Consider the following 22,933-nt stretch of genomic DNA (forward strand, 5'->3'; position numbering starts at 1 on the left):
CCTCGTGCCGACCGTGGACTCATCCCCCGTGAGCAGCCAGAACAGCGCCGCTCGCGAGGTGTGTCCTGAGGCTATTCCTCGCCCACAGGGGAGGGCAAACGATTTACGGCCAGATTTAGAAACTTTTCTGTGGGCAGACGTCGTCCACCGTCGCGCCGGCCACCAGAGCCAGCACGGTGTCCCCGTACAGGCCCACCTTGCGGGGCCCGATCCCGGCGATCGCGACCAGTTCCTCGGTGCGTCCCGGCTTCCGCTCCGCCAGCGCGGTGAGCGTGGCGTCGGTGAAGACCACGTACGCCGGCACCTTCTGCGCGCCGGCCACCCGCTGCCGCCACTCGTGCAGCCGCTCGTACAGCTCCTCGTCCAGGTCCGACGGGCAGGTCGGGCAGCGGCCGAGCTTCCGGTCGGCGCCGGCGAGCAGCGTGGCGCCGCAGATCCGGCAGGAGACCACCTGCGGTCGCCGCCGCTCCGCCCGCCGGGCCGGGCCCGCGCCGGCCCGCTCGCCGCCGCCGGAGCGGTCGAGCTGGGGCAGGAAGCGCGACGGCCGCCGGGCCCGCCCACCGGGCGAACGCGCCGCCGCGTACGACAGCCAGAGCCACTCCCGGGCCCGGGTGATCCCGACGTAGAGCAGCCGCCGCTCCTCCTCGACCTGCTCCGGCGTCTTCGCGTACGACGTGGGCAACGTGCCCTCGGCCAGGCCGACCAGGAACACCGCGTCCCACTCCAGGCCCTTGGCCGAGTGCAGCGAGGCCAGCGTCACCCCCTCCACGGTGGGCACGTGCTGCTGGGCGGCCCGCCGGGCCAGTTCCTCGGTGAAGCCGGCCAGCGTCACCGGCCGCTCCACGGCGCCGGCCTCCCCGATCGGCTGGATGTCGGGGGTGGCCGCGTACTCCTCGGCGAGCTGGACCAGCGCGGCGAGCGCCTCCCAGCGTTCGCGCGCGGCGCCGCCGGCCGGGGGCGCGCCCGGCGCCCAGCCGACCGCGGCGAGCCCCTCCACCACGGCCGCCCTCAGCGGCGTCTCCCCCGGGACGGAGCGGGTGGCCGCGCGCAGGGCAATCATCGCCTGGCGCACCTCGGGCCGCTCGAAGAACCGCTCCGCGCCCTGGAGCACGTACGGCACCTCGGCCTCGGAGAGCGCCTTCTCGTACGCCTCGGACTGCGCGTTGGTGCGGAACAGCACCGCGATCTCCCGCGCCGGGGTGCCGGCGGCCACCAGCGCCCGGCAGCGGGCGGCGACGGCGTTGGCCTCGGCCGGCTCGTCGGTGAAGATCCGCAGCTCCGGTTCGGGGCCGGGCCGGCGCTGGCCGTGCAGCTCCAGCCGCAACCGCGCCTCGGCGCCCCGGGCCGCCGAGATCACCGCGTTGGCCAGGCCGACCACCTGGGGGGTGGAGCGGTAGTCGCGGACCAGCCGGACCACGGTCGCGCCGCGGTGGTGGCGCGGGAAGTCGACCAGGTAGGACGAGGTCGCGCCGGTGAACGAGTAGATGGTCTGGCTGGCGTCGCCGACCACGGTGAGGTCGTCCCGCCCGCCGAGCCAGACGTCCAGCAGCCGCTGCTGGAGCGGGTTGACGTCCTGGTACTCGTCGACGACGAAGTGCCGGTACTGGTTGCGCACCTGCTCGGCGACGTCCGGGTGTTCCTCGATCCCCCACACCGCCGCGCGCAGCATGTCCTCGAAGTCGATCACCCCGTTGCCGCGCTTGAGCCGCTCGTACGCGGTGAACACCTCGGCCACCCGGGCCGGCTCGTACGGCGTCTCGCGCAGCGCCTTGGCCGCGGCCACCGCGTATTCGTCCGGCTCGACCAGCGAGGACTTGGCCCACTCGATCTCCGCGGCCAGGTCGCGGGCGGCGGCCCGGTCGGCGCGCAGGCCCACCTTGGCGGCGGCCAGCGTGACCACCCGCACCTTGCTGTCCAGCAGCTCCGGCATGGCCCGGCCGGCCAGCAGCCGGGGGGCGAAGTAGCGGACCTGGCGCAGCGCCGCGGCGTGGAAGGTGCGCGCCTGCACACCCTGCACCCCGAGCACGGTGAGACGGCTTCGCATCTCGGCCGCGGCGCGGGCGGTGAACGTGACCGCCAACACGTGCCGGGCGGCGATGTCGCCGGTCAGTGCCCGGTAGGCGATCCGCGAGGTCACCGCCCGGGTCTTGCCGGTCCCGGCGCCGGCCAGGATGCAGACCGGGCCGGCCGGGGCGGTGACCGCGGACCGCTGCTCCGGATCCAGGCCGGTCAGCACCCGTTCCGCCGCTGAGTGAACCCCCACAGCAGGGAATCATCCCAGCCCCGTCCGACGTTGCAGCGGTTAGCCTGGCCTGATCGGACCGGGCGCGAGCCACCCTTGGAGGACCAGACCATGCTGACGATGTATTCCACCCCGTGGTGCGGCTACTGCCACCGGCTGAAGTCGCAGCTCGACCGGGAGGGCATCGCGTACGAGGTGGTCGACATCGAGCAGGACTCCGCGGCCGCGGAGTTCGTGATGGGTGTGAACGGCGGCAACCAGACCGTGCCGACGCTGCGCTTCGCCGACGGCAGCGCCCTGACCAACCCCTCGATCAACCAGGTCAAGCAGCACCTCGCCGCGCTTCCCGGCTGACCTGACCGCACCTGCCGAGCGGCCGTACCCCACCGGGGTGCGGCCGCTCGTCGTCCGGTCAGCGCGAGCGACGCCGGTGGGCGGTGGCGAGCATCTCGCCGTCGAGCGGCCGGCGGGGGCCCGGCACGCGGGCCGGCCCGGCGCCCGGCGGGGTGAGCCCGCGGCCCCGCCAGAGGTAGAGGCCGGCAGCCGTGGTGATCGCGCCGACCAGCACGAACAGCAGCCGGTAGTCGAACACGCCGACGAGCAGCGCGCCGGTGCCGATGGAGACCGCCTGCGGCCCGCTGATCAGCGCCTTCGACGCGGCGGTGACCCGACCCAGCAGCCCCGGCGGCGTCCAACGCTGGACCAGCGTGTGCAGCCCCACCATGGTCAGCGGCAGCGAGACGCCGGCCAGCAGCAGCGCCACCACCCCGAGCCAGAGCCGGGGGTACGCCAGCGCCAGCGCGGCCGGGCCGAAGAACGTCACCCCGACGGCCAGCGCGCCGAGCTCACCGAGCCGGCGGACCACGGCGGCCGAGAGCAGGCCGCCGATCAGGCCGCCGACGCCCTGCACCATGACCAGCACGCCGACGAACGCGGCGTCGCGACGCAGACCCAGATCGACGTACGCGAAGATCAGTGACTCGGTGAAGCCCATCACCAGCGAGCCGAGCCCGTAGCCGACCAGCGCCCGGCGCAGCGCCGCCTCGCGGGCCAGGTGGCGCAGCCCGGCCCCCACACCCGTCGGCCAGTGGCGCCCGGGGGCCGGCGGCACGCCCTCGTCCGCCCGGAGCAGGCCGACCACCGCCGCGGCGGCGAGGAACCCGCCCATGGCCAGGGTGACCAGCAGCCAGCCGCCGACGGCGGCGTAGATGCCGGCCCCGGCGAGCGGCCCGACCAGCCGCAGCCCCTGCCGGACGGTCTGGAGCGCACCGTTCGCGTCGGCCAGCAGGTCGGCCGGCACCAGGTGGCGGATCAGCCCGTTGAGCACGGCGGTCACCGTGATCGAGGAGAGGCCGTAGAGCGCCGCCACCAGGTAGATGATCCACACGTCGGTCCGGTCCCGCACCGTGAGCAGCGGGCCGAGCAGCACGGCGGCGACCAGGTTCGCGGCGATGAAGAAGGGCCGCCGGCGGTAACGGTCGACCACCCAGCCCACCAGCGGGGCGAACGCCATCGGCGCGATGACGGCGAAGACGGTCGCCCCGGCCATGCTGTCCGAGCCGGTCAGGTCCTTCACCCAGACGGCCAGGGCGAGCAACAGGATCGACTCCGCCGCCATGCTCGCCACCATCGCGGTGAAGAGCAGGCGGAAGTCGGGGCGGCGCAGGACGGTGCGCATCGGTTCCCTCCGGCAGGGTGCGCCCGTGGGCGCGTCGGGGGCGGGCGCCGGATGAAGGCGCTCTCCACAGTCCTCTTTTTGTCTCGTGACACGCCCTCGCCGGACCCGCCGACACCGGTCGCGCCGTCCATACTGGCCGTGGGGGGCGAATTCCATACAGTTACCGTCGCGTCTTGCGACGGTCGACGGGAAAGAGGACGCCGTGCCTCCTGCCGCACCAGGCCCGTTTCTGCGTCGTCGCCGCCTCGGCATCGAGCTGCGCCGGCTCCGTGAACAGGCCGGTCTCACCGGTGACCAGGTCATCGAGCGGATCGGTTGGGCCTCCGCATCCAAACTGTCCCGGTTGGAGAACGGCCGCAGCCGCCCCGACCCGGACGACGTCGACGTGCTGCTGACGCTCTACGGCGCCGACGAGGAACTGCGCGCGGAGCTGACCGGGATCACCCACGAGGCCGGCGACATGCGGGGCTGGCTGCGCAACTTCCCGGTGATGACCCAGCAGCAGCGCGCCTTCGCCGAGCTGGAGGCGGGCTGCGCGGAGATCTCCGAGTACAACCCGGTGCTGGTGCCGGGCCTGTTGCAGACGCCCGGGTACGCCCGGCACCGGATCCTGTCCGCGGCCCGGGTGGCGGAGGAGGCGGGTGACCCGGACCCGGAGGACCCGGAGACCGAGGTGGCCGCCCGGCAGGCGCGCCAGTCCCTGTTGACCCACGTGCCCCGGTACACCGCGGTGCTGGAGGAGGCCGCGCTGGGCCGCCGGGCGGGGCCGCCGGAGGTGCTGCACGAGCAGCTCGTGCACCTGTGCGAACTGGCCCTGCTGCCGAACGTGGAGCTGCGGCTGTTGCTGCGGGACACGCGGGTGGGCGACTGGTACCTTCCGCCGACCGCCTTCTCGGTCTATCGGTTCGCCGATCCCCTCGATCCGGAGACGTTGGCGATCGAAAGTGGGTTCACCGACGTCATGTCGACCGAGGCTGACACCCTAAATCGCTATAAAGTGGTGTACGAGTGGCTATGCTCGTCGGCACTCTCCGCATCGGACACCCTCTCCTGGTTGATCGAAGCGACGGGACGGCTGACCGGCACGGCAGTCGAGTCCACCGTGGCGCACGGGCCGGCAACGGCGCCGACCCAGCGCCGCCCGGACTCGGGGCGCCTCACGACGGAACGGTGATCCCCGGCGGACACCGTCCGGCGCCGGCGTCGCTCGTACCCATCGGAGCACCTCATCAGGAGCAGGACACCATGAACGAGATCCGCCACAGCTCGACCGCCCGCTCGGGGCACCTCGCCGGCGCCGCCTGGCGCAAGAGCACCCGCAGCCAGACCTCGAACTGCGTCGAGGTCGCACCGCTCGGCACCGGGCCGGCGACCATGGCGCTGCGCGACAGCAAGGACCCGAGCGGGCCGGTGCTGCTGTTCAACCGGGCCGGCTGGCTCGGCTTCATCGCCGGAGCGAAGAACGGCCAGTTCGACCTGAACTGATCCGGCGAGTGCCCGGGGGCCGTCGGCGTGACGCCGGCGGCCCCTCGCACGTCCACCCGCGACAACCGTGCTGACCTGGGGTCCCCCGAACGGTCGAGCCGGCCGGTTTCACTTGCTGAGACGACACGCGAGCGTACGATGACGCCTGGAGTGACGTGGAAGTTCCACCGCGTATCCGTCCGTCTCCGGGGGACACCATGCGGTTCCTGATCGTCCGCACCGAGATCCGTAGCGCCGCCGACGCCGACATCGCCGCCGCCTGGGCCGGCGGGAGTCGCCTGCGGGACGAGACCCGCGCGCCGGAGCCACGCCGCCAGGTCGTCCACGCCGAGGACCGGGACGCCGCCCTCCTGCTCGCCCGGGCGCTGTCCGCCGTCGGCGCGGTACGCGCCGGTCGGCACCGGGTCAAGGTGCTGCCCATCGAGGAGTCCGCCCCCGGTCGCCCGTACCGCTGGGACGGCTGATGACCGGCCGCTGACGTCCGTCGTGGCCGGACCGGCTCCCCCGCCGCGCTCCACGCCTCACCCGGCCACGACGGCCCGTGTTCCCGGCCCGCGACCGCCGCGGCAACGACGGTCCGGGCCGGGACCGCGTCCGCACCGAGGTCAGCAGTGGCCGTCGAGCCAGCGGTGCACCAGGAAGAGCGCGATCGACGACGGCGGCGGCAGGAGCAGGCGGTCCCCGCCGTCCACCGACACCGGCTCGCCGGCCAGCGCCGCGCCGATCTCCCGCCGGCTGAACCAGCGCGCGTGCGCGATCTCGGTCGGGTCGACCCGGATCTCCTCGTCGGCGTCGGCCCGGGCCAGGAAGCCGAGCATCAGCGAGCCCGGGAACGGCCACGCCTGGCTGGACACGTACCCGATCTCCTCGACCGCGACGCCGACCTCCTCGCGGACCTCGCGCAGCACGGCGGCCTCGGCCGACTCGCCGGGCTCGACGTAGCCGGCCAGGCAGGAGTAGCGGCGCACGCCGGGGCTGCTCGGCCAGGCGACGTTGTTGCCCAGCAGGCAACGACCCTCCGGTCCGTCCACCCCGTCGTGCACCAGCACGATCATCGCCGGGTCGGTACGCGGCCAGGTCCGGTGGCCGCCCGGGTCGATCCGGGACCAGCCGGCCTCGTCGACCCGGGTCGGCTGCCCGGTGGCCGCCGAGTAGCCGTGCCGGAGGTGCCAGTTGAGCAACGCCAACGCGGTGGTGAACAGCCCCGCGTCCCGGTCGGTCATCAGGTGGCCGACCTCGCGCAGGTGGACCCGGTGGGCGTCCGGCACTGCCGGCAGCGGCCCGTCCGCCGCGAAGACCGGCACCCCGTCCGGCTCCAGGCCGAGGAACATCGGCACCGAGCGGGGCACCTCGGGCAGTTCACCGGAGCCGACCAGGACCAGCTCCGGCGGCGCCCCCTCGCCGCGCACCAGGGCACGGCCCCCGTCGGCCGAGTCCAGCACCAGCACCCGGGCCTGCTCCCACGCCTCGGCCAGCCAGGCCGGGTCGGTGCGCCGGTGCGCGGCCCGGTCCAGCGTGGACCGGGCCAGCGGCGGCGCGGGCTCGCCACTCACCGGGGTTCCGCTCTCACAGCGTTTCCGTACGAACCGGCGCCAGCGCCGCGAGCGAGTCGGCCACCCGGGCCGCGTCGCCGAGCACCACGGTCACCGCGTGCGCCGGGGCGAGGTAGCGGGCGGCCGCCTCCGCGACGTCGTCCACGGTCGCGGCGGCCAGCCGGGCGGCGTGCTCGGTGAGGAAGTCCAGGCGCAGCCCGTTGCCGGCGTACGCGCTGGTCAGCGAGGCGAGACCGGCCTGGGTGGACATGCCGAGCTGGAGCGTGCCGAGCGCGTACTGGCGGGCCTGCTCCAACTCCTCCGGCTTCGGCGGCACGGTGGCCAGCCGGCCCAGCTCGTAGCTGGTCTCCAGCAGCGCCGGCGCGGTCACCTCGGTGGCCACCTCGGCGCCGGCGACCAGCACCGAGCCGGCCACCGAGTGCTCGACCAGCGAGTGCGGCCCGTACGTGTAGCCCTTGTCCTCGCGGATGTTCTCCACCCAGCGGGAGGAGAAGTAGCCGCCGAAGATCAGGTTCGCCAGTTGCAGCGCCGCGTGGTCGGGATGCGTGCGGGGCACCGCGGGCAGCGCCAGGCGCAGCGACGACTGCACCGAGCCGGGACGGTCGACAAGCAGCAGCGGCCCCGGCTCCAGCGGCGGGGCGGGCGGCAGCTCGGCGACGTGACCGTCCCCCCGCCAGCCGGCCAGCGCCGCCTCGGCCGCGTCCAGCGCCTGCTCCGGCCGCACGTCGCCGACGAGCACCAGCACCGCGCCGGCCGGGTGCACCCGCTCGGCGTGCAGCCGGCGCAGCGCGGCCGGCCGGACCGCCCGGACCTGCTCGGGCTCGGGCATCTGCACCGCGTACGGGTGCCGGCCGTAGACCCGCTTGAGCAGCGCCGTCCGGGCCAGGTGGGCGGGCTGGCTCTGGGCGACCTGGATCCGGTCGACCAGCCGGTCCCGCTCGGTCGCCACCCAGTCGCCCGGATAGTTGGCGCCGGTGAGCACCTCGGCGAGCAGCTCCAACATCCGGTCCAGCCCGGTCACCAGGCCCGCGCCGGAGAGCATCAGCCGGTCCGGGTCGAGGCCGGCGGAGAGGCCGCCGCCGACCTTCTGCAGCTCCGCGGCGATCTCGGTGGCGCTGTGCGCCTCGGTGCCGGCCAGCATGGTCTGCGCCAGCATCGCGCCGCGAGCCAGGTGGGCCCGCCCGAACGGCATCCAGAGCCGCAGCTCGAACAGGGGTACGGCGGGGCGGCGTACCGCGATCACGGTGAGGCCGTTGCCGAGCGTGCGCTCGGCCTGCTTCGGCACGGTGAGCCGCCGGTTGGGGCCGAGCGCCGGCAGCGGCCGGACGGTGGTGGGGGCGCTCACTGAGCCATCTCCGTTCGCGACTGCGGGGCTCGCAAAATCGGCTCACTCCTCGCGCTCACTGAGCCATCTCCGTTCGCGACTGCGGGGCTCGCAAAATCGGCTCACTCCTCGCGCTCACCTGGCACCTCCGGCGGCCACGACCTCGACGGACGCGCGGCGCTCGGGGCGCAGCGTGGCGGCGGCGGCGCGGACCTGCTCCTCGGTGACCGCGCCGACCAGCCGGGGCAGCTCGTTGAGCAGCCCCGGTTCGCCGCGTTGCTGTTCCAGCACCGCCATCCGCAGCGCCCGGCCGAGCACCGCGTCGGTGTCCCGCAGCAGGTGGGTGGCCATCCGGGCCTGGGTACGCGCCAGCTCACCCTCGACCAGCCCGTCGGTGGCCAGCCGGTCCAGCTCCTCGTCGACCGTGCGCAGCACCTTGTCCACGTCGCCGCCGGGCGGCAGGTGCGCCTGCAGCAGCAGCGCGGTGGGGTCGCGCACGTCGAACGGGTCGCCCATGAAGCCGAGGTAGCCGCCGACGCTGGTGACCGTGCGGTCCCGCTGCACCAGGCGCTCGACCAGCCGGGACGCGTCGCCGTCGGTGAGCACCTCGGCCAGGACCACGTAGGGCAGGTAGCCGGCGAAGTCGGCCACCGGGTCGGGCACCCGCCAGGCGCCCGCCACGGCCGGCAGCGGGGCCAGCGCGTCGGTGTACGTGCTGCGCCGCTCGCCGGTCAGGTCCGGCTCGGTGAAGTCGGGCCGCTCCGGGGCGGGGCGGGCCGGCACGTCGCCGAAGTGCCGTTCGATGAGCGCGGTCGCCTCGGCCACGTCGATGTCGCCGCTGACCGCGAGCACCGCGTTGCCGCTGGCGTAGTAGCGGCGGAAGAAGTCGGCCGCGTCGGCCACGGTCGCCGACTCCAGGTCGTCGAAGGAGCCGTAGCCGTCGTGCGCGTTGGGGAAGGTGTCGAACATCACCGGGGGCAGCGTCAGCCAGGGGAACCCGCCGTACGGCCGGTTGAGCACGTTGACCCGGATCTCCTCCTTGACCACGTCGACCTGGTTGCGCAGGTTCTCCTGGGTCAGCCGGGGGCCGCGCATCCGGTCGGCCTCGAGGAAGAGCGCCCGTTCCAGGGCGTTGCTCGGCAGCGTCTCGAAGTAGTCGGTGTAGTCCAGGTGGGTGGAGCCGTTGAAGGTGCCGCCGGCGCCCTGCACGTGCCGGAAGTGGGCCAGCTTCTCCAGGTTCTCCGAGCCCTGGAACATCAGGTGCTCGAAGAGGTGGGCGAAGCCGGTGCGTCCCTGCGGCTCGGATCGGATGCCGACGTCGTAGACCACCGCCACCCCGATCACCGGGGCGCTGCGGTCGGGAGTGAGCACCACTCGCAGGCCGTTGTCGAGGGCGAACCGCTCGACCGGGTACTTGGTGGCGGGAATCCTGGCTCTCCGGGTCGGCACGCGATCGACACTAGCGCCTCCGCACCGGCCGCACCGGCGGTGTGCCGTGGCCGAACGGTGGACAGATGCGGGACGGGTCTTGACGACGCCCCCGTCCTGCCCCAGTCTTCCTACCAACTAAATAGGAATACTGCGGATTGGACATTCGATGAGACGGCTCCCCCTGCGCCGCCTGGTCACGCTGGCCACCCTGGCCGCGGTCGGCGCGGCCACGCTCGGCACCACCGCCGCCTGCGGCGACGACAGCGACGCCGGCGGCTCCGGTCCGGTGACGCTGCGCCTCGGCTACTTCCCCAACATCACCCACGCGCCGGCCGTGGTCGGCGTCGAGAAGGGGATCTTCAAGGAGAAGCTGGGCAGCGACGTCACGCTGGAGACGAAGACCTTCAACGCCGGCCCGGCCGCCATCGAGGCGGTCTTCTCCGGCGCGCTCGACGCCACGTACATCGGTCCGAACCCGACCGTGAACGCCTTCTCCAAGTCGAAGGGCGAGGCGGTCCGGGTGGTCTCGGGCGCCGCGTCCGGCGGCGTCGCGCTCGTGGTCAAGCCCGGCATCACCTCGGCGGAGCAGTTGCGCGGCAAGAAGATCGCCACCCCGCAGCTCGGCAACACCCAGGACGTCGCACTGCGCTACTGGCTCAAGGAGAAGGGCCTGACGACCACCAAGGAGGGCGGCGGCGACGTCAAGGTCGTCCCGCAGGAGAACGCGCAGACCGTCGAAACCTTCGGCAGCGGCGCCATCGACGGCGCGTGGGTGCCGGAGCCGTTCGTCTCCCGGCTGGTCAACGCCGGCGGCAAGGTGCTGGTCGACGAGCGCGACCTCTGGCCGGACAAGAAGTTCGTCATCACCAACCTGCTGGTCAGCACCAAGTTCCTCAAGGCGCACCCGGACGCGGTGAAGAAGCTGGTCGAGGGGCAGGTCGCGGCCAACGAGTTCGTCAACACCAAGCCGGACGAGGCGCAGCAGGCCATCTCCGCGCACATCGGCAAGATCACCGGCAAGCCGCTGGACATCAAGCTGATCAAGCAGGCCTGGCCGACGCTGGAGTTCACCAACGACCCGATCGCGTCCTCGCTGAAGGCCGGCCTGGACCACGCCGTCGCGGTCGAGCTGACCCAGCCGGTCGACCTGAACGGCCTCTACGACCTGAAGTTCCTCAACGAGGTGCTGAAGGCCGAGGGCAAGCCCGAGGTCACCCAGCCGTGACGTCGACCACGACCACCCCGCGCAGCGCGACCGGCTCGATCGCGCTGCGCGGCGTGACCAAGGTGTACGGCCAGGGCGAACAGGCCGTCCTGGCGCTGGACGGGCTGTCGCTGGACGTCGCGCCGGGCGAGTTCGTCTGCCTGGTCGGCGCGTCCGGCTGCGGCAAGAGCACGCTGCTCAACCTGGTCGCCGGCCTGGACCGGGTCAGCGGCGGCGCGATCGAGCTGGGTGAGGGCGTCAACCCGGGCCTGATGTTCCAGGAGCCGGCGCTGTTCCCGTGGTCGACCGTCGAGGGCAACGTCGAGGTGCCGCTGAAGCTGCGCGGGCTCCCCCGCGACCAGCGCAAGGAGCGGGTCGCCGAGCTGCTGCGTACGGTCCACCTGTCCGACTTCGGCCGCAAGCGCCCGCACCAGCTCTCCGGCGGCATGCGGCAGCGGGTCGCGCTGGCCCGCACGCTCGCGCTCGACACCCCGGTGCTGCTGATGGACGAGCCGTTCGGCGCGCTCGACGCGATGACGCGGGACATCCTGCACGACGAGCTGGAGCGGATCTGGGGCGAGCGCAAGCTCACCGTCCTGTTCGTCACGCACAACGTCCGTGAGGCGGCCCGGCTCGCCGACCGGATCGTGCTGCTCTCCAGCCGGCCCGGCCGGATCATCTACTCCACCCGGGTCGACGTGCCACGGCCCCGGCGGATCGACTCGCCGGAGGTCTCGGCCATCGCCGCCGAGGTCACCGACCGGCTGCGCAAGGAGGTGGGCCGGCATGGCCAGTGACACCCTCGCCGGTTCGGCGCGGAGCGACGCGGAGATCTCCGGCCTCGACGCGCTGGAGATCGCCGGCCGGGAGAAGGGCCCGTCCCGGCTGCGCCGGCTCTGGTCGGCCACCTGGCCCAAGTTCGCCGCGCTGGCCCTGGCGATCGCCGTCTGGCAGGCCGTCGTCTGGAGCGGCTGGAAGGAGCCGTGGGCGCTGCCCGGCCCCGGCGTGGTCTTCGCCGACCTCGGTCACTACCTGGTCAGTTCCGCGCTCTGGGAAGGGCTGGCCACCACCGCCCGCCGCGCGGTCGTCGGATTCTCCGCCGCGGTCGCGGTCGGCCTGCTGCTCGGCCTCGGGGTGGCCCGGGTGAAGGTGCTCCGGGCCGCGCTCGGCTCGATGATCACCGCGTTGCAGACCATGCCGTCGATCGCCTGGTTCCCGCTGGCCATCCTGCTGTTCCAGCTCAGCGAGCAGGCGATCTTCTTCGTGGTGGTGCTCGGCGCCGCGCCGTCGGTCGCCAACGGCGTCATCCACGGCGTCGACTACGTGCCGCCACTGCTGGTCCGCGCCGGCCGCAACCTCGGCGCCCGCGGGCTGAACCTCTACCGGTACGTGATCGCGCCCGCCGCGCTGCCCGCCATCGTGGCCGGGCTCAAGCAGGGCTGGGCGTTCGCCTGGCGCAGCCTGATGGCCGGTGAGCTGCTGGTGGTCATCGCCACCCGCACCTCGATCGGCGCGCAGCTCACCTACGCCCGGGAGTTGAGCGAGGCCCCCCGGCTGATGGCCATCATGATCGTCATCCTGGTGGTCGGCCTGCTGGTGGACTCCGCGTTCGGCGCGGCCGACAAGGCGATCCGCCGCCGTTGGGGCGTGCTGGACCAGGCCGGCAACTGACGTCGTGTACATCTCCGCGCGCGCCGACTACGCGCTCCGGGCCATGCTCGCCGTCGCCGACGCCGGCTCCACCGACCCCGAGGGGTCCGGCGGCCAGGATTCCGGCGGCGGCGAGCTGGTCAAGGCGGCGAGCCTGGCCGACAGCCAGGACATCCCGCTCAGCTTCCTCCAGGGGATCCTGCTCGACCTGCGACGGGCCGGGTTGCTGCACAGTCACCGCGGCACCGAGGGCGGGTACGCGTTGACCCGGCCACCCGCCGAGATCAGCGTCGGCGACGTGCTGCGCGCCGTCGGCGGCGCGCTGACCAGCGTCCGGGGCATGCCCGCCGACCGGACCGGCTACCACGGGGTGGCCACTGGGCTGCGGGACGTCTGGCTGGCGGTGGACGGCGCGATCGCGCTGGTGGTGGACCGCACCACGCTGGCGGACCTGCTGGCGGACCGCGCGCCGGCGCCCTGACCCGGCCGGCCTGGCGCGGCGGTCCGGCCTGGCGCGGCGGTCCGGCCTGGCGCGGCGGTCCGGCCTGGCGCGGCGGTCCGGCCTGGCGCGGCGGCGGACGCCGAGCGGGGCCCGGTGCCGGGGCCCCGCTCGGCTGCTCGCGCACCGCCGTGGGACCGCCGCGCCCGGTGGCCCGACGGCCGCCGGCCTGGCGGAGGTCCCGCCGGAAGAGACATCGCGGCGAAGCCGTATGACGGTGAGGAATATTTATACCTGTGAGTCATACCGCTCGTCAGCGACCGACCCACCCACACCGGACGTCACGCAGGGTGACGCACCCGGTGGCCATGACGAGGTTGCCGCGCCCGCACCCTCCGAGGTCAGCCGGAGTTGAAGGTGCGGGCCGCGCCATGGTCCTGCGGACCGTCCACGGCCGGATGCCAGGGGCCGAACGCGGCCACCACGGCGAGCGCCAGGCCGGCGCCCGCGACCGCGAGCACCAGCAGCACCTCCCGGGCCCCGCCCGGGCCGGCGTCACCCGCCATGGTCGCCCCTCCGCATCCGGCCAGCCCCTCCGGACCGCCCGGGACCCAGCATCGTCGCCACGGCGACGGCGGACAGTCGGCCATCCGACTGAACATCCGCTGATCCCCGACTCAGCGAGGCAGCACGAAGCGACCGGTCGGCGACGCCGGGCGACTACTGGCCGGGGACGGCCACCGGAAACCGCCGGTCAGCGGCGGCGCGGCCGCCGGCGGGGGCGGGTGCCCGGGGCGGGGTGCGCGGCGGCCGGCGGCGTGATGGTCACCGGCGTGCCGGAGGGCTCCCGCGCCCCGGTCAGCCGACCCAGCTCCGCGTCGCCGGCGCGTACCCGGGTGGTCTTCGGGTTGATCCCCGCGGTGGTCATCAGCCGGGCCACGTCGCGACGCTGCTCCGGCAGCACCAGGGTGACCACGGTGCCCGACTCCCCGGCCCGCGCGGTCCGGCCGCCGCGGTGCAGGTAGTCCTTCGCCTCCGTGGGCGGGTCGGCGTTGACCACCAGGTCCAGCCCGTCGACGTGAATGCCGCGGGCCGCCACGTCGGTGGCCACCAGCGCGGTGACCTGACCGGTGCGGAACTGCTCCAGGATCCGGGTGCGCTGCGGCTGCGACTTGCCGCCGTGCAGCGCCGCCGCGCGTACGCCCTTGGCCAGCAACTGGCGGGCCACCCGGTCGGCGCGGTGCTTGGTGGCGATGAAGACGATGGTGCGGCCCTCCCGGGCGGCGATGTTCGCCAGCGCGTCCGGCTTGTCCTCCGGCTCCAGGTGCAGCACATGGTGCGTCATCGCGGTGACCGTCGCGGTGCCCGGGTCGACGGAGTGCGTGACCGGGTCGGCCAGGAACCGGCGGACCAGCCGGTCCACGCCCCGGTCCAGGGTGGCCGAGAAGAGCATCCGCTGCCCGCCCGGAGCGACCTGCTCCAGCAGCTTCGTCACCTGCGGCAGGAAGCCCATGTCGGCCATCTGGTCCGCCTCGTCCAGCACGGTGATGGCCACCTGGTCCAGCCGGGCCGAACCCCGGTCGATCAGGTCGTGCAGCCGGCCCGGCGTGGCCACCAGCACCTCGACGCCGGCGCGCAGCGCGTCCGCCTGCCGGGTCAGCGAGAGCCCGCCGACCACGGTGGTGCAGCGCAGCCCGAGCGCGGCGGCGTACGGGGTGAGCGCGGCGGTCACCTGCGCGGCCAGTTCCCGGGTGGGCACCAGCACCAGGGCGAGCGGGCGGCCGGGGCGGGCCCGGTGGCCGGCCGTACGGTGCAGCAGCGGCAGCCCGAACGCGAGCGTCTTGCCGGAGCCGGTCCGGCCGCGGCCGAGCACGTCCCGGCCGGCCAGCGAGTCGGGCAGGGTGGCCGACTGGATCGGGAACGGCGCGGTGATGCCCTGGGCGACCAGCTCGGAGACGAGCGCCGGGGCCAGGCCGGTGGCGGCGAAAGTGGGCAGGGTCGTGGTCATGCGGAAAGCCTTCCTCGAGGCGGCACGTGTCGAGGAAGGGCGCCGACCAGCGGCGCGTCACCGGCGTGACCGGCGATCACAAGCACGAACCGAAAAGGTACGGGCCGGCCCGCCTCGGCGCACCACGTCCCGGCTTGCGGGAGGGCGGCGCGGCGGGCCGGCCCGTGCACCACGCCCGGCGGGGCGTGGTGGTGGTGCCGGTCGATCTGAAAGATCAGAGCGGGCGGATGTTCTCCGCCTGCGGGCCCTTCTGGCCCTGGGTCACCTCGAACTCGACCCGCTGGTTCTCGTCCAGGCTCCGGTAGCCAGAGGTCTGGATCGCCGAGAAGTGGGCGAAGACGTCAGCGCCGCCGTCGTCCGGGGTGATGAAGCCGAAGCCCTTGTCAGCGTTGAACCACTTCACGGTGCCAATTGCCATGTGTTTCGTCTCCTTGACGGAACGGTCGGCCCGCACGTGTTGCGGGCCGGAGAGGAGCACCCCACGCATTGCTGCGTGGCGTGCCTGTCGCTGCTGGTCGCCCCGCCCGGAGAACTCCGGACACAACAAAGAGCGCCTGGGGCTACAATCCGCCAGGCGCACACAGAGTCTCTGGAAACCAAAACTGCAACGAGGACAACGTACCACGGATCTCGCCCGGTGGGGAGATCACGTCGAAAATTCCGGCACGGCGGCCACCAGGCCGGTCAGCCCTCCGGCGTCGAGCAGGTCGGTCGGGCGGACCGTCACCGCGTCCCGGACGTAGTGGAACGCCGCGCCGACCCGGTCCACCGGCACGCCCGCCAGCTCCGCCCAGGCCAGCCGGTAGACCGCCAGTTGCACCGCCGCCGCCTCGGCCTCCCGCCCGGCGGGCTGCCGGCCGGTCTTCCAGTCGACCACGTCGTAGCGCCCGCCCGGGCGGGCGAAGACCGCGTCCATCCGGCCCCGGACCACCACGCCGGCGATCACCGTGGCGAACGGCACCTCCACCTCCACCGGCACCCGGTCGGCCCACTCGCTGGCCAGGAAACGCTCCTGCAACTCGGTCAGCGCGTCGTCCGACGCCGCGCCGTCGTCGGCCGCGCCGGGCAGCTCGTCCACGTCCAGCAGCCGGTCGGCGCCGAAGCGCTGCTCCAGCCAGGCGTGGAAGGCGGTGCCCCGCCGCGCGTACGGGCTGGGCTCGCTGGGCATCGGGCGGCGCAGCGTACGGGCCAGCGCCTCGGGGTCGCGACGCAACGCCACCAGCTGGGTCACCGAGAGCTGCCCGGGCAGTTCCACCTCGACCGCCTCGGCCCGGCGGGCCAGCTCCGCCCGCTCGGCGAGGAGCAGGTCGGCCTCCCGCCGCCACCGGGCCACCTCCGGATCCGCCGGGACCGCCACCTCGGCCCCGGTCGCCGCCCCGCCGGTGTCGGTCACGCCGGCTCCGGCCACCGGGACGGCGCTTCCGGCGACGGTGGCCAGCAGGGCCGCCTCGCGGCGGGCCGCGTCCGGGTCGGCGAGGTGCCGGCGGACCAGCGCCGCCGCCTCGGTCAACGCCGGCCGGCGGCCGCCGAGCGGGTCGGCCGGCCACTCCGCCCGCGACACCGTCTCGGTGGTCGGGTTCACCGCGTCCCCGGCCGGCTCCGGCGCCCAGGCGTCGACCACGTGCCCGGCGCCGGCCGGGCCGGCGTCGTGCACCTCGCGGAGGAACACCGACGGCCCGCGGAACCGCTTCGTCCCCTCCCCCCACCAGTAACCGGAGCAGAGCAGCAGCCGGCGGGGCCGGGTCACCGCCACGTACGCCAGCCGGCGCTCCTCCCGCTCGTCGTGCGCCCGCCACGCGTCGGTGAACTCGGCCAGCGCGCGGGCCACGCCACGCTGGTCCGCCGCCTCCGGCAGGGCCAGCTCGGGCAGCCCGTCCGCGTCGCCGCGCAGCGGGAACGGCAGCACGCCGAGCCCGCCCAGCCAGTGGTCGGAGTTGCGCACCGGACCCGGCCAGACCCCCCGGGTCAACCCGGCCACCGCCACCACGTCCCACTCCAGGCCCTTCGCGGCGTGCGCGGTGAGCACCTGCACCGCGCCCGCCACCACCTCGACCTCGCCCGGCGACAGCCCGCGCTCCTCGTCCTCGGCGGCGGCCAGGTAGGCGAGGAAACCGGCAAGCGTGGCGCCGGGCGTCTCGCCGCTGAACCTGGCCGCGACGTCACCGAGCGCGTCCAGGTGGGCGCGGGCCAGCCCGGCGTCCCCGGCGCCGTCCCGGCCGGCCCGCACCGCCACCTCGACGTCCAGCCCGATGCTCCGCTCGATGTCCGCGATCAGCTCCGGCAGGGACTGGTCCAGCCGGTAACGCAACAGCGCCAGCTCCATCCCGTACGACCGCAGCCGCACGAACCCCTCCGCCGAGTACGCCTGCGCCGGCCCGAGATCGGCCAGCGCCTCGACCAGGGTCGCCTCGTCCAGCACGTCCACCACGATCTCCGGACCGTCGTCCCCGGCCAGCTCCCGGCGGCTGCGGGCGATGGTCCGGGCCCGCCGGTGCAGCGCGACCAGGTCACGCGGGCCGATCCGCCAGCGTGCGCCGGTGAGCAGCCGCAGCAGCGCCGCCCCGTCGGTCGGGTCGGCGAGCACCCGCAGGGTGCAGACCACGTCCCGTACCTCAGGGGTGTCCAGCAGGCCGCCGAGCCCGACCACGTCCACCGGCAGCCCTCGGGCCCGCAGCGCGGCCTCGATCGCCGGGATCTGGCTGCGCAGCCGCACCAGCACCGCGGTGGTCGGCCGGCGGTCCGCCGGGATGTGCTCAGGCAGCGCGCCCGGCATCCCGGCCGCGCCCCGCCAGGCCGCCAGCACGCTGTCGGCGATCCAGTCGGCCTCGTCGGCGTACGTCGGCAGCAGCGCGCAGTGCACGGTGCCGCCGGCCCGCCCGCCGGGTGTGCGGTGCGGGATCGGGTCGCGGACGCTGAGCGCGGCGTGCAGCTCGGGCACCCGCGCGCCGGCCGCCCGCAACGGCACCGAGAGCGCGTTGGCGACGCCGAGGATCTCCGGCCGGTTGCGCCAGCTCGTGGTGAGGCCGAGCACGTCGGCGGGCGTGCCGTCGGCGCGGGCGAACTCCCGGGGGAACCGGTCGAGCGTGCCGGCGCTGGCCCCGCGCCAGCCGTAGATGGACTGGCAGGGGTCGCCCACCGCGGTGACCGGGTGGCCGCCGCCGAAGAGCGCGTTGAGCAGCACCACCTGGGCGTGGCTGGTGTCCTGGTACTCGTCGAGCAGCACCACCCGGAACCGGTCCCGCTCGATCACGCCCACGCCCGGGTGGTCCCGGGCCACCCGCGCCGCCCGGGCCAGCTGGTCGGCGAAGTCCATCGCCTCGAAGTCGTCCTTGCGCCGGCCGTACGCCCGGACCAGCGGCAGCAGCTTCAGCCGGGTCCGCTGGAGCTGGAGCGCCTTACGCACGTCGGCGTAGACCCGGCCGGGGTGCGACTGCACCTCGGCGAAGAAGCGGCCGGTCCAGCCGGCCAGCTCGTCCGGGTCGACCAGGTGCTCGTCCAGCTCGCCGGCGAGGGCCAGCACCGCGTCGGTGACGGTGGACGGCATCCGGTCCACCTCCGACATGTCCCCGTCGTAGTTGCGCACCAGCAGGTCGACCAGCTGCCAGCGGGACGCCTCGGTGAGCAGCCGGGTGGTCGGCTCGTACCCGGCGCGCAGCCCGTGCTCGGTGACGATCCGCCCGGCGTACGAGTGGTAGGTCGACACCGTCGGCTCGCCCGCGAACGGGTCGTCGCGCGGGTCCCGGCCCGGCCGGCCCAGCCGGCGGATGAGCTGGTCGAGACGGGTCCGCACCCGGTGCGCCAGCTCGCCGGCCGCCTTCCGGGTGAAGGTGAGCCCGAGGATGTGCTCGGGACGCACGTACGCGTTGGCGACCAGCCAGACCACCCGGGCGGCCATCGTCTCGGTCTTGCCCGAGCCGGCGCCCGCGACCACCAGCAGCGGTTCCACCGGCGCCGCGATGATCGCGGCCTGCTCCCGGGTGGGCGCGGGCAGCCGGAGCAGCCGGGCCAGTTCGACAGGCGTGTAGCGGGGGCCCGCGTCGGCGGCCCGGGGCGTGGGCGTGCCGGTGGCGCCGAACAGCGCCGGCTGCGTCGTCATGGTCCGGTCCTCGTTCGACTCCGCGCGCTCACGGCTGACTCTCCGGGGGCGGCTCGACCACCTGGCGGCCCTGGCCGGAGACCGGGCAGCTGGTGCGTACCGGGCAGACCCGGCACTTCGAGTTGGCCACGGCGGCGAAGGTGGAGGCGGCCATCGTCTCGGCGGTCCGGCGGACCAGCGCGGTGGCCCAGCCGGCCTCCGGACCCTCGCCGGCCGCGGCCTGGGCCTGCTCCCGGGCGTCCTTCGCGCCGGTGCCGAGCTGCACCAGCGCCGCGCCGCCGGACTCCTCGCCGAACTCGGCGAACCCGCCCGCCTCGACCGCCGCCTGGTAGGCGCCGAGCTGCGGATGCTCGGCGACCTCCCGCTCGGTGACCGCGGTGGACTTGCCGGTCTTCAGGTCGATCACCACGAGCCGGCCCTCGGCGTCGACCTCCAGCCGGTCGACCCGGCCGGTCAGCTCGATCGGCCGGGCCGGGTCGTCGAGGCGGACCGCGAACTCGTGCTCGATGGCGAGCAGCCGACGCGGGTTGCCGGCCAGCCAGCGCAGCAGCTTGTCGACCATCGCCTCGGCCCGCTGCCGTTCCGGGCCGACCATCCAGCGGGCGGCCAGCTCGATCGCGTCGAACCGGGCGGCCACGTACTCCAGCAGCGCCTCCCGGTCGACGCTCGCGTCCTCGGCCAGCATCGCGGCGGCGTGCACCAGGTTGCCGACGCCCTGCGCCGCGCTGGCCGGCCCGCTGCCGCCGTGCCGTTCCAGCAGCCAGCGCAGGCTGCACCGCAGCGCGCTCTCCATGGCCGACGGCGTGACCCGTACCGGCTCGCCGTCGTCGACAAGCGGCCGGTCGTCGGAGAGGCCGCGCAACCCCCACCAGTCGTCCGGGTGCGCGCCGGGCACCCCGGCGGCGGCCAGCCGGGCCAGCTCGCCCGCCGCCGCGTGCCGCCTGGTGATCGGCGCCGCCAGGTCGGTGATCGCGGTACGCAGCTCCGCCACCAGCGCGGACAGCGTGAGCCCGCGCGGCGGCAGGGTCACCGGGAGCACGCCGGGCGGCCCGTCCTGGGGATGTTCGTCGCCGTGCGGCGCCGGCCCGTCCGCCGCCTGTCCCCCGCCGAGCGTCGCCCGGCCCCGGCCGTCCCCGTTCGGGCCGCCGTCGTCCGGGGTCGTACCGTTCGGGCCGCCGTCGTTCGGGGTCGGTGGGGTGGTGCCGCCCGCTCCGGTGGCGGGCGGATCGCCGGCGGCGAGTTCGTGCAGGAAGCGGCTCGGCTGCTCCTCGTGGTCGTCACCGCCGACCGCGGCGGAGGCGACCGCGGTGACCACCAGCCGGCGCCGGGCCCGGCTGACCGCGACGTGGAACAGCCGCCGTTCCTCGTCCAGCAACGCCGACGTCTGCCCGACCAGGCTGGCCCGCAGCCCGGCCCCGTCGGCCCGGCCGGCGAGCACGTCGACCAGCCGTTCGGAGCCGAGCAGGCTGCCGCGCAGCCGCAGGTCCGGCCAGACACCCTCCTGCACCCCGGCGACGGCGACCAGGTCCCACTCCAGCCCCTTGGCGGCGTGCGCGGTCAGCAGGCGTACCGCCTCGCCCCGGTCGGCGGCGGCGGCGAGCGTGTCGGCCGGCAGCTCCTGGCCGAGCACGTGGTCGAGGAAGACCTCGGTGCGCGCCCCCGGCAACCGGTCGGTGAACCGGGCCGCCGCGTCGAAGAGCACCAGCACGGCGTCCAGGTCGCGGTCGGCGGCCTCGGCCCGCCAGCGCTGGGCCGTCTCGTGCTCGCCGGTGGCCGCCCGGCCGCGGGTGATCGCCCCGGCCCAGCGCTCGGCCAGCCCGCTGTCCCGCCACACCGCCCAGAGCACGTCCTCCACGGTGGCGCCGGGCGTGTCGGCGGCCTGCCGGGCGGTCGCCAGCAGGTGCGCCACGGCCTGCGCGGGCGCCGCCCAGCGCCGCTCGATGGTGGCCAGCTCGGCCGGGTCGCGCAGCGCCTCGACCAGCAGCTCGCCGGAGGGGCGGCGGTCGCCGCCGGCCAGCGCGAGCGCCCGCAGCCCCTGCCGCAGCCGCCGCTCGGCCAGTGGGTCGGCGCTGCCCAGCGGCGAGTGCAGCAGCGCGACGGCCGCCTCCTCGTCCAGCCGGTCGAGGTCGAGCGCGCAGCGGAGCAGGAGCAGCAGCGGGGCCACCGCCGGCTGGAGGTGCAGCGGCAGGTCCTCGCCGTGCACCACGGTCGGCACGCCTGCGGTGTGCAGGGCGCGCCGCAGCGACGGGAGCTGCCGTCCGGTGGACCGGACCAGCACCGCCATCCGGGACCAGGGCACCCCGTCGAGCAGGTGTGCCTCGCGCAGCGCGTGGGCCAGCCAGGCCGACTCGCTGGTGGCCGAGCGGAAGGTGCGGACCTCCACCGCGCCGGCCGGCACGTCCGGGAGCGGGCGCAGCCGCCGGTGCGCCGCCGGGCCGCGGAGCCGGCGGGCCAGCCGGGCGGTCGCCCCCAGCAGCTCCGGACCGGCCCGGTAGGAGGTGGTCAGCACGACCTGGGCGGCCGGCGCGCCGGAGGCGGTCCGGAACCGGTGCGGGAACGTGCCGACCGCGGCCGGGTCGGCGCCGCGGAACGCGTACGTGGACGAGTCCGGGTCGGCGAACGCGACCAGGGACTTGCCGCCCCCGGTCACCACGGCCAGCAGGTCCACCTGGGCCGGGTCCGTGTCGGCCAGCTCGTCGACGTAGACGTGGGTCAGGCGGCGGCGCTCGGCGGCGAGCAGCTCGGGGTCGTCGAGCAGCATGCCGGTGGCGGCCCGCACCAGCTCCGCCGGGTCGTACGCGACCGAGCCCCGGTTGCTCACGTCGCGCAGCGCGAGCACGGCGACGTACTCCCGGAGGAAGCGGGCGGCGGCCGGCCAGTCGGCGCGGCCCAGCTTCTCGCCGAGCCGGGCCAGCTCGACCGGACCGACCCCCCGCTCGGCGGCCCGCATCAGCAGGTCGCGGAGCTGCTGGGCGAACGCCCGGGTACGCAGCGCGGGGAGCAGGTCCTCCGGCCAGCCGACCGGGTCGTCGCCGGGCTCCTCGCCGACCACGTCGAGCAGCTCGCGAATGATCAGATCCTGCTCCGGGCCGGTGAGCAGCCGCGGCGAGGGCTCACCCCGCTCGGCGGCGGCACGGCGGAGCAGCCCGAAGGCGTACGCCGGGAACGTGCGGACCAGCGGCTCGCGGACCACGCGGTGCCCGTCCCCGGCGATCCGTGCCTCGATCCGCCGGCGCAGCTCGGTGGCGCCGCGCCGGCCGAAGGTGAGCACCAGGACGCGCTCCGGGTCGACGCCCTCGGCCACCCGGGCGGCGACCGCCTCGACCAGGGTGGCGGTCTTCCCGGTGCCGGGACCGCCCACGACCAGCATCGGCCCGTCGGTGTGCGCGACGACCTCGGCCTGCACCGGGTCGGCCCGACGACGCACCGATGTGGAGTGCGCGGCGATCGTGCTGCTCACCGGCGTCGCGGGCTCGGTCGAGGGGTGCGCGGCATCGCCCGCCGACCCCCCGGATCGCGGCTCCGTCACGGCCGGCCCGTCGGACCGGCCCACCCCCTGCCCCGCCCCGGCGTCGTGGGTGACCCCCGCCCCCGCGCCGCCGGGCCGGCGCACCAACCGGTACGCCTGCATCACCGACATCCCACCACGCCGGTACGACACCCGGAAACCGACACCGCCCCACACGCCGCAGCTCACCCGGCGCCTGCCGCACCCGCCCGCACCGGCCCGGCGCTGCCACCAGCTCGCCGAGGTGGCGGTATCCAGCTCCTCGATCAACACCGCCTCGCCGAAGTGGTGCCATCGTCGAGCCCGCCATACAGC

General features: G+C 74.9%; 18 protein-coding genes. 8 read left to right on the plus strand and 10 right to left on the minus strand.

The features are described from left to right. Positions 1–115 precede the first annotated feature (115 nt). Positions 116–2,263, minus strand: coding sequence for an ATP-dependent DNA helicase UvrD2 (locus tag ACGFI2_RS20255; protein ID WP_393519132.1), 2,148 nt, complete (start codon positions 2,261–2,263; stop codon positions 116–118). 90 nt (positions 2,264–2,353) lie between these two features. On the opposite strand from ACGFI2_RS20255, the gene ACGFI2_RS20260 reads away from it, so the two are divergent. Beyond that, on the plus strand, positions 2,354–2,596 hold the full coding sequence (locus ACGFI2_RS20260; RefSeq protein ID WP_393519135.1) for a mycoredoxin: 243 nt from the start codon (positions 2,354–2,356) through the stop codon (positions 2,594–2,596). 58 nt (positions 2,597–2,654) lie between these two features. Here the strand turns inward: ACGFI2_RS20260 and ACGFI2_RS20265 are convergent, their stop codons facing one another. After that, positions 2,655–3,920, minus strand: coding sequence for an MFS transporter (locus ACGFI2_RS20265; RefSeq protein ID WP_393519137.1), 1,266 nt, complete (start codon positions 3,918–3,920; stop codon positions 2,655–2,657). 202 nt (positions 3,921–4,122) lie between these two features. Between ACGFI2_RS20265 and ACGFI2_RS20270 the strand changes: the two genes are divergently transcribed. The 3 genes from ACGFI2_RS20270 to ACGFI2_RS20280 all read left to right on the plus strand — a co-directional run bounded on the left by ACGFI2_RS20270 (position 4,123) and on the right by ACGFI2_RS20280 (position 5,869). Then, a complete protein-coding gene (locus tag ACGFI2_RS20270; RefSeq protein ID WP_393519140.1) occupies positions 4,123–5,094 on the plus strand; it encodes a helix-turn-helix domain-containing protein in 972 nt (323 codons plus the stop codon). A 71-nt stretch (positions 5,095–5,165) separates the two neighbouring features. Next, positions 5,166–5,405 carry a DUF397 domain-containing protein gene (locus ACGFI2_RS20275; RefSeq protein ID WP_393519143.1) on the plus strand — a complete coding sequence of 80 codons (240 nt, stop codon included), beginning with the start codon at positions 5,166–5,168 and terminating at the stop codon, positions 5,403–5,405. Between the two features lie 197 nt (positions 5,406–5,602). Further along, on the plus strand, positions 5,603–5,869 hold the full coding sequence (locus ACGFI2_RS20280; RefSeq protein ID WP_393519146.1) for a hypothetical protein: 267 nt from the start codon (positions 5,603–5,605) through the stop codon (positions 5,867–5,869). 141 nt (positions 5,870–6,010) lie between these two features. Here the strand turns inward: ACGFI2_RS20280 and nudC are convergent, their stop codons facing one another. The 3 genes from nudC to ACGFI2_RS20295 form a co-directional block, all read right to left on the minus strand. After that, positions 6,011–6,958, minus strand: coding sequence for an NAD(+) diphosphatase (gene nudC / locus ACGFI2_RS20285; protein ID WP_393519148.1), 948 nt, complete (start codon positions 6,956–6,958; stop codon positions 6,011–6,013). Positions 6,959–6,971: 13 nt separating this feature from the next. Further along, positions 6,972–8,303, minus strand: coding sequence for a M16 family metallopeptidase (locus ACGFI2_RS20290; protein ID WP_393519151.1), 1,332 nt, complete (start codon positions 8,301–8,303; stop codon positions 6,972–6,974). Between the two features lie 114 nt (positions 8,304–8,417). Next, positions 8,418–9,731: a M16 family metallopeptidase gene (locus tag ACGFI2_RS20295; protein ID WP_393519153.1), complete on the minus strand. Its 1,314-nt coding sequence runs from the start codon at positions 9,729–9,731 to the stop codon at positions 8,418–8,420. 148 nt (positions 9,732–9,879) lie between these two features. Here ACGFI2_RS20295 and ACGFI2_RS20300 point away from each other — a divergent pair, with 148 nt between their 5' ends. Genes ACGFI2_RS20300 through ACGFI2_RS20315 form a run of 4 tightly spaced genes read left to right on the plus strand, consistent with a single transcriptional unit; the run spans position 9,880 to position 13,048 of the window. Continuing rightward, entirely contained in the window at positions 9,880–10,938 is a 1,059-nt protein-coding gene (locus ACGFI2_RS20300; RefSeq protein WP_393519156.1) for an ABC transporter substrate-binding protein, read from the plus strand. Continuing rightward, positions 10,935–11,714, plus strand: a complete 780-nt coding sequence (locus ACGFI2_RS20305; protein ID WP_393519159.1) for an ABC transporter ATP-binding protein — start codon at positions 10,935–10,937, stop codon at positions 11,712–11,714. The genes ACGFI2_RS20300 and ACGFI2_RS20305 overlap by 4 nt, the downstream gene beginning before the upstream one ends. Next, the gene (locus ACGFI2_RS20310) at positions 11,704–12,588 is read left to right on the plus strand and encodes an ABC transporter permease (RefSeq protein ID WP_393519161.1); all 885 of its coding nucleotides are present in this window, start codon (positions 11,704–11,706) and stop codon (positions 12,586–12,588) included. The genes ACGFI2_RS20305 and ACGFI2_RS20310 overlap by 11 nt, the downstream gene beginning before the upstream one ends. A gap of 4 nt (positions 12,589–12,592) precedes the next feature. Next, positions 12,593–13,048 carry an RrF2 family transcriptional regulator gene (locus ACGFI2_RS20315; RefSeq protein WP_393519163.1) on the plus strand — a complete coding sequence of 152 codons (456 nt, stop codon included), beginning with the start codon at positions 12,593–12,595 and terminating at the stop codon, positions 13,046–13,048. A 359-nt stretch (positions 13,049–13,407) separates the two neighbouring features. Here ACGFI2_RS20315 and ACGFI2_RS20320 read toward each other — a convergent pair whose 3' ends face one another. The 5 genes from ACGFI2_RS20320 to ACGFI2_RS20340 all read right to left on the minus strand — a co-directional run bounded on the left by ACGFI2_RS20320 (position 13,408) and on the right by ACGFI2_RS20340 (position 22,741). Further along, positions 13,408–13,572 (minus strand): hypothetical protein, encoded by a 165-nt coding sequence (locus tag ACGFI2_RS20320; protein WP_393519166.1) that lies wholly within the window; start codon positions 13,570–13,572, stop codon positions 13,408–13,410. Between the two features lie 188 nt (positions 13,573–13,760). After that, complete coding sequence (locus ACGFI2_RS20325; RefSeq protein WP_393519169.1) at positions 13,761–15,014, minus strand: DEAD/DEAH box helicase; 1,254 nt, start codon at positions 15,012–15,014, stop codon at positions 13,761–13,763. A gap of 214 nt (positions 15,015–15,228) precedes the next feature. After that, complete coding sequence (locus tag ACGFI2_RS20330) at positions 15,229–15,432, minus strand: cold-shock protein (protein ID WP_013288421.1); 204 nt, start codon at positions 15,430–15,432, stop codon at positions 15,229–15,231. 228 nt (positions 15,433–15,660) lie between these two features. Continuing rightward, positions 15,661–19,110 carry an ATP-dependent helicase gene (locus ACGFI2_RS20335; RefSeq protein WP_393519172.1) on the minus strand — a complete coding sequence of 1,150 codons (3,450 nt, stop codon included), beginning with the start codon at positions 19,108–19,110 and terminating at the stop codon, positions 15,661–15,663. A gap of 28 nt (positions 19,111–19,138) precedes the next feature. Continuing rightward, the gene (locus ACGFI2_RS20340) at positions 19,139–22,741 is read right to left on the minus strand and encodes an ATP-dependent helicase (RefSeq protein WP_393519313.1); all 3,603 of its coding nucleotides are present in this window, start codon (positions 22,739–22,741) and stop codon (positions 19,139–19,141) included. Positions 22,742–22,933: the final 192 nt, after the last annotated feature.

Source organism: Micromonospora sp. NPDC049282 (assembly GCF_043197045.1).
In the GTDB taxonomy this organism is placed as follows: Bacteria; Actinomycetota; Actinomycetes; order Mycobacteriales; family Micromonosporaceae; genus Micromonospora.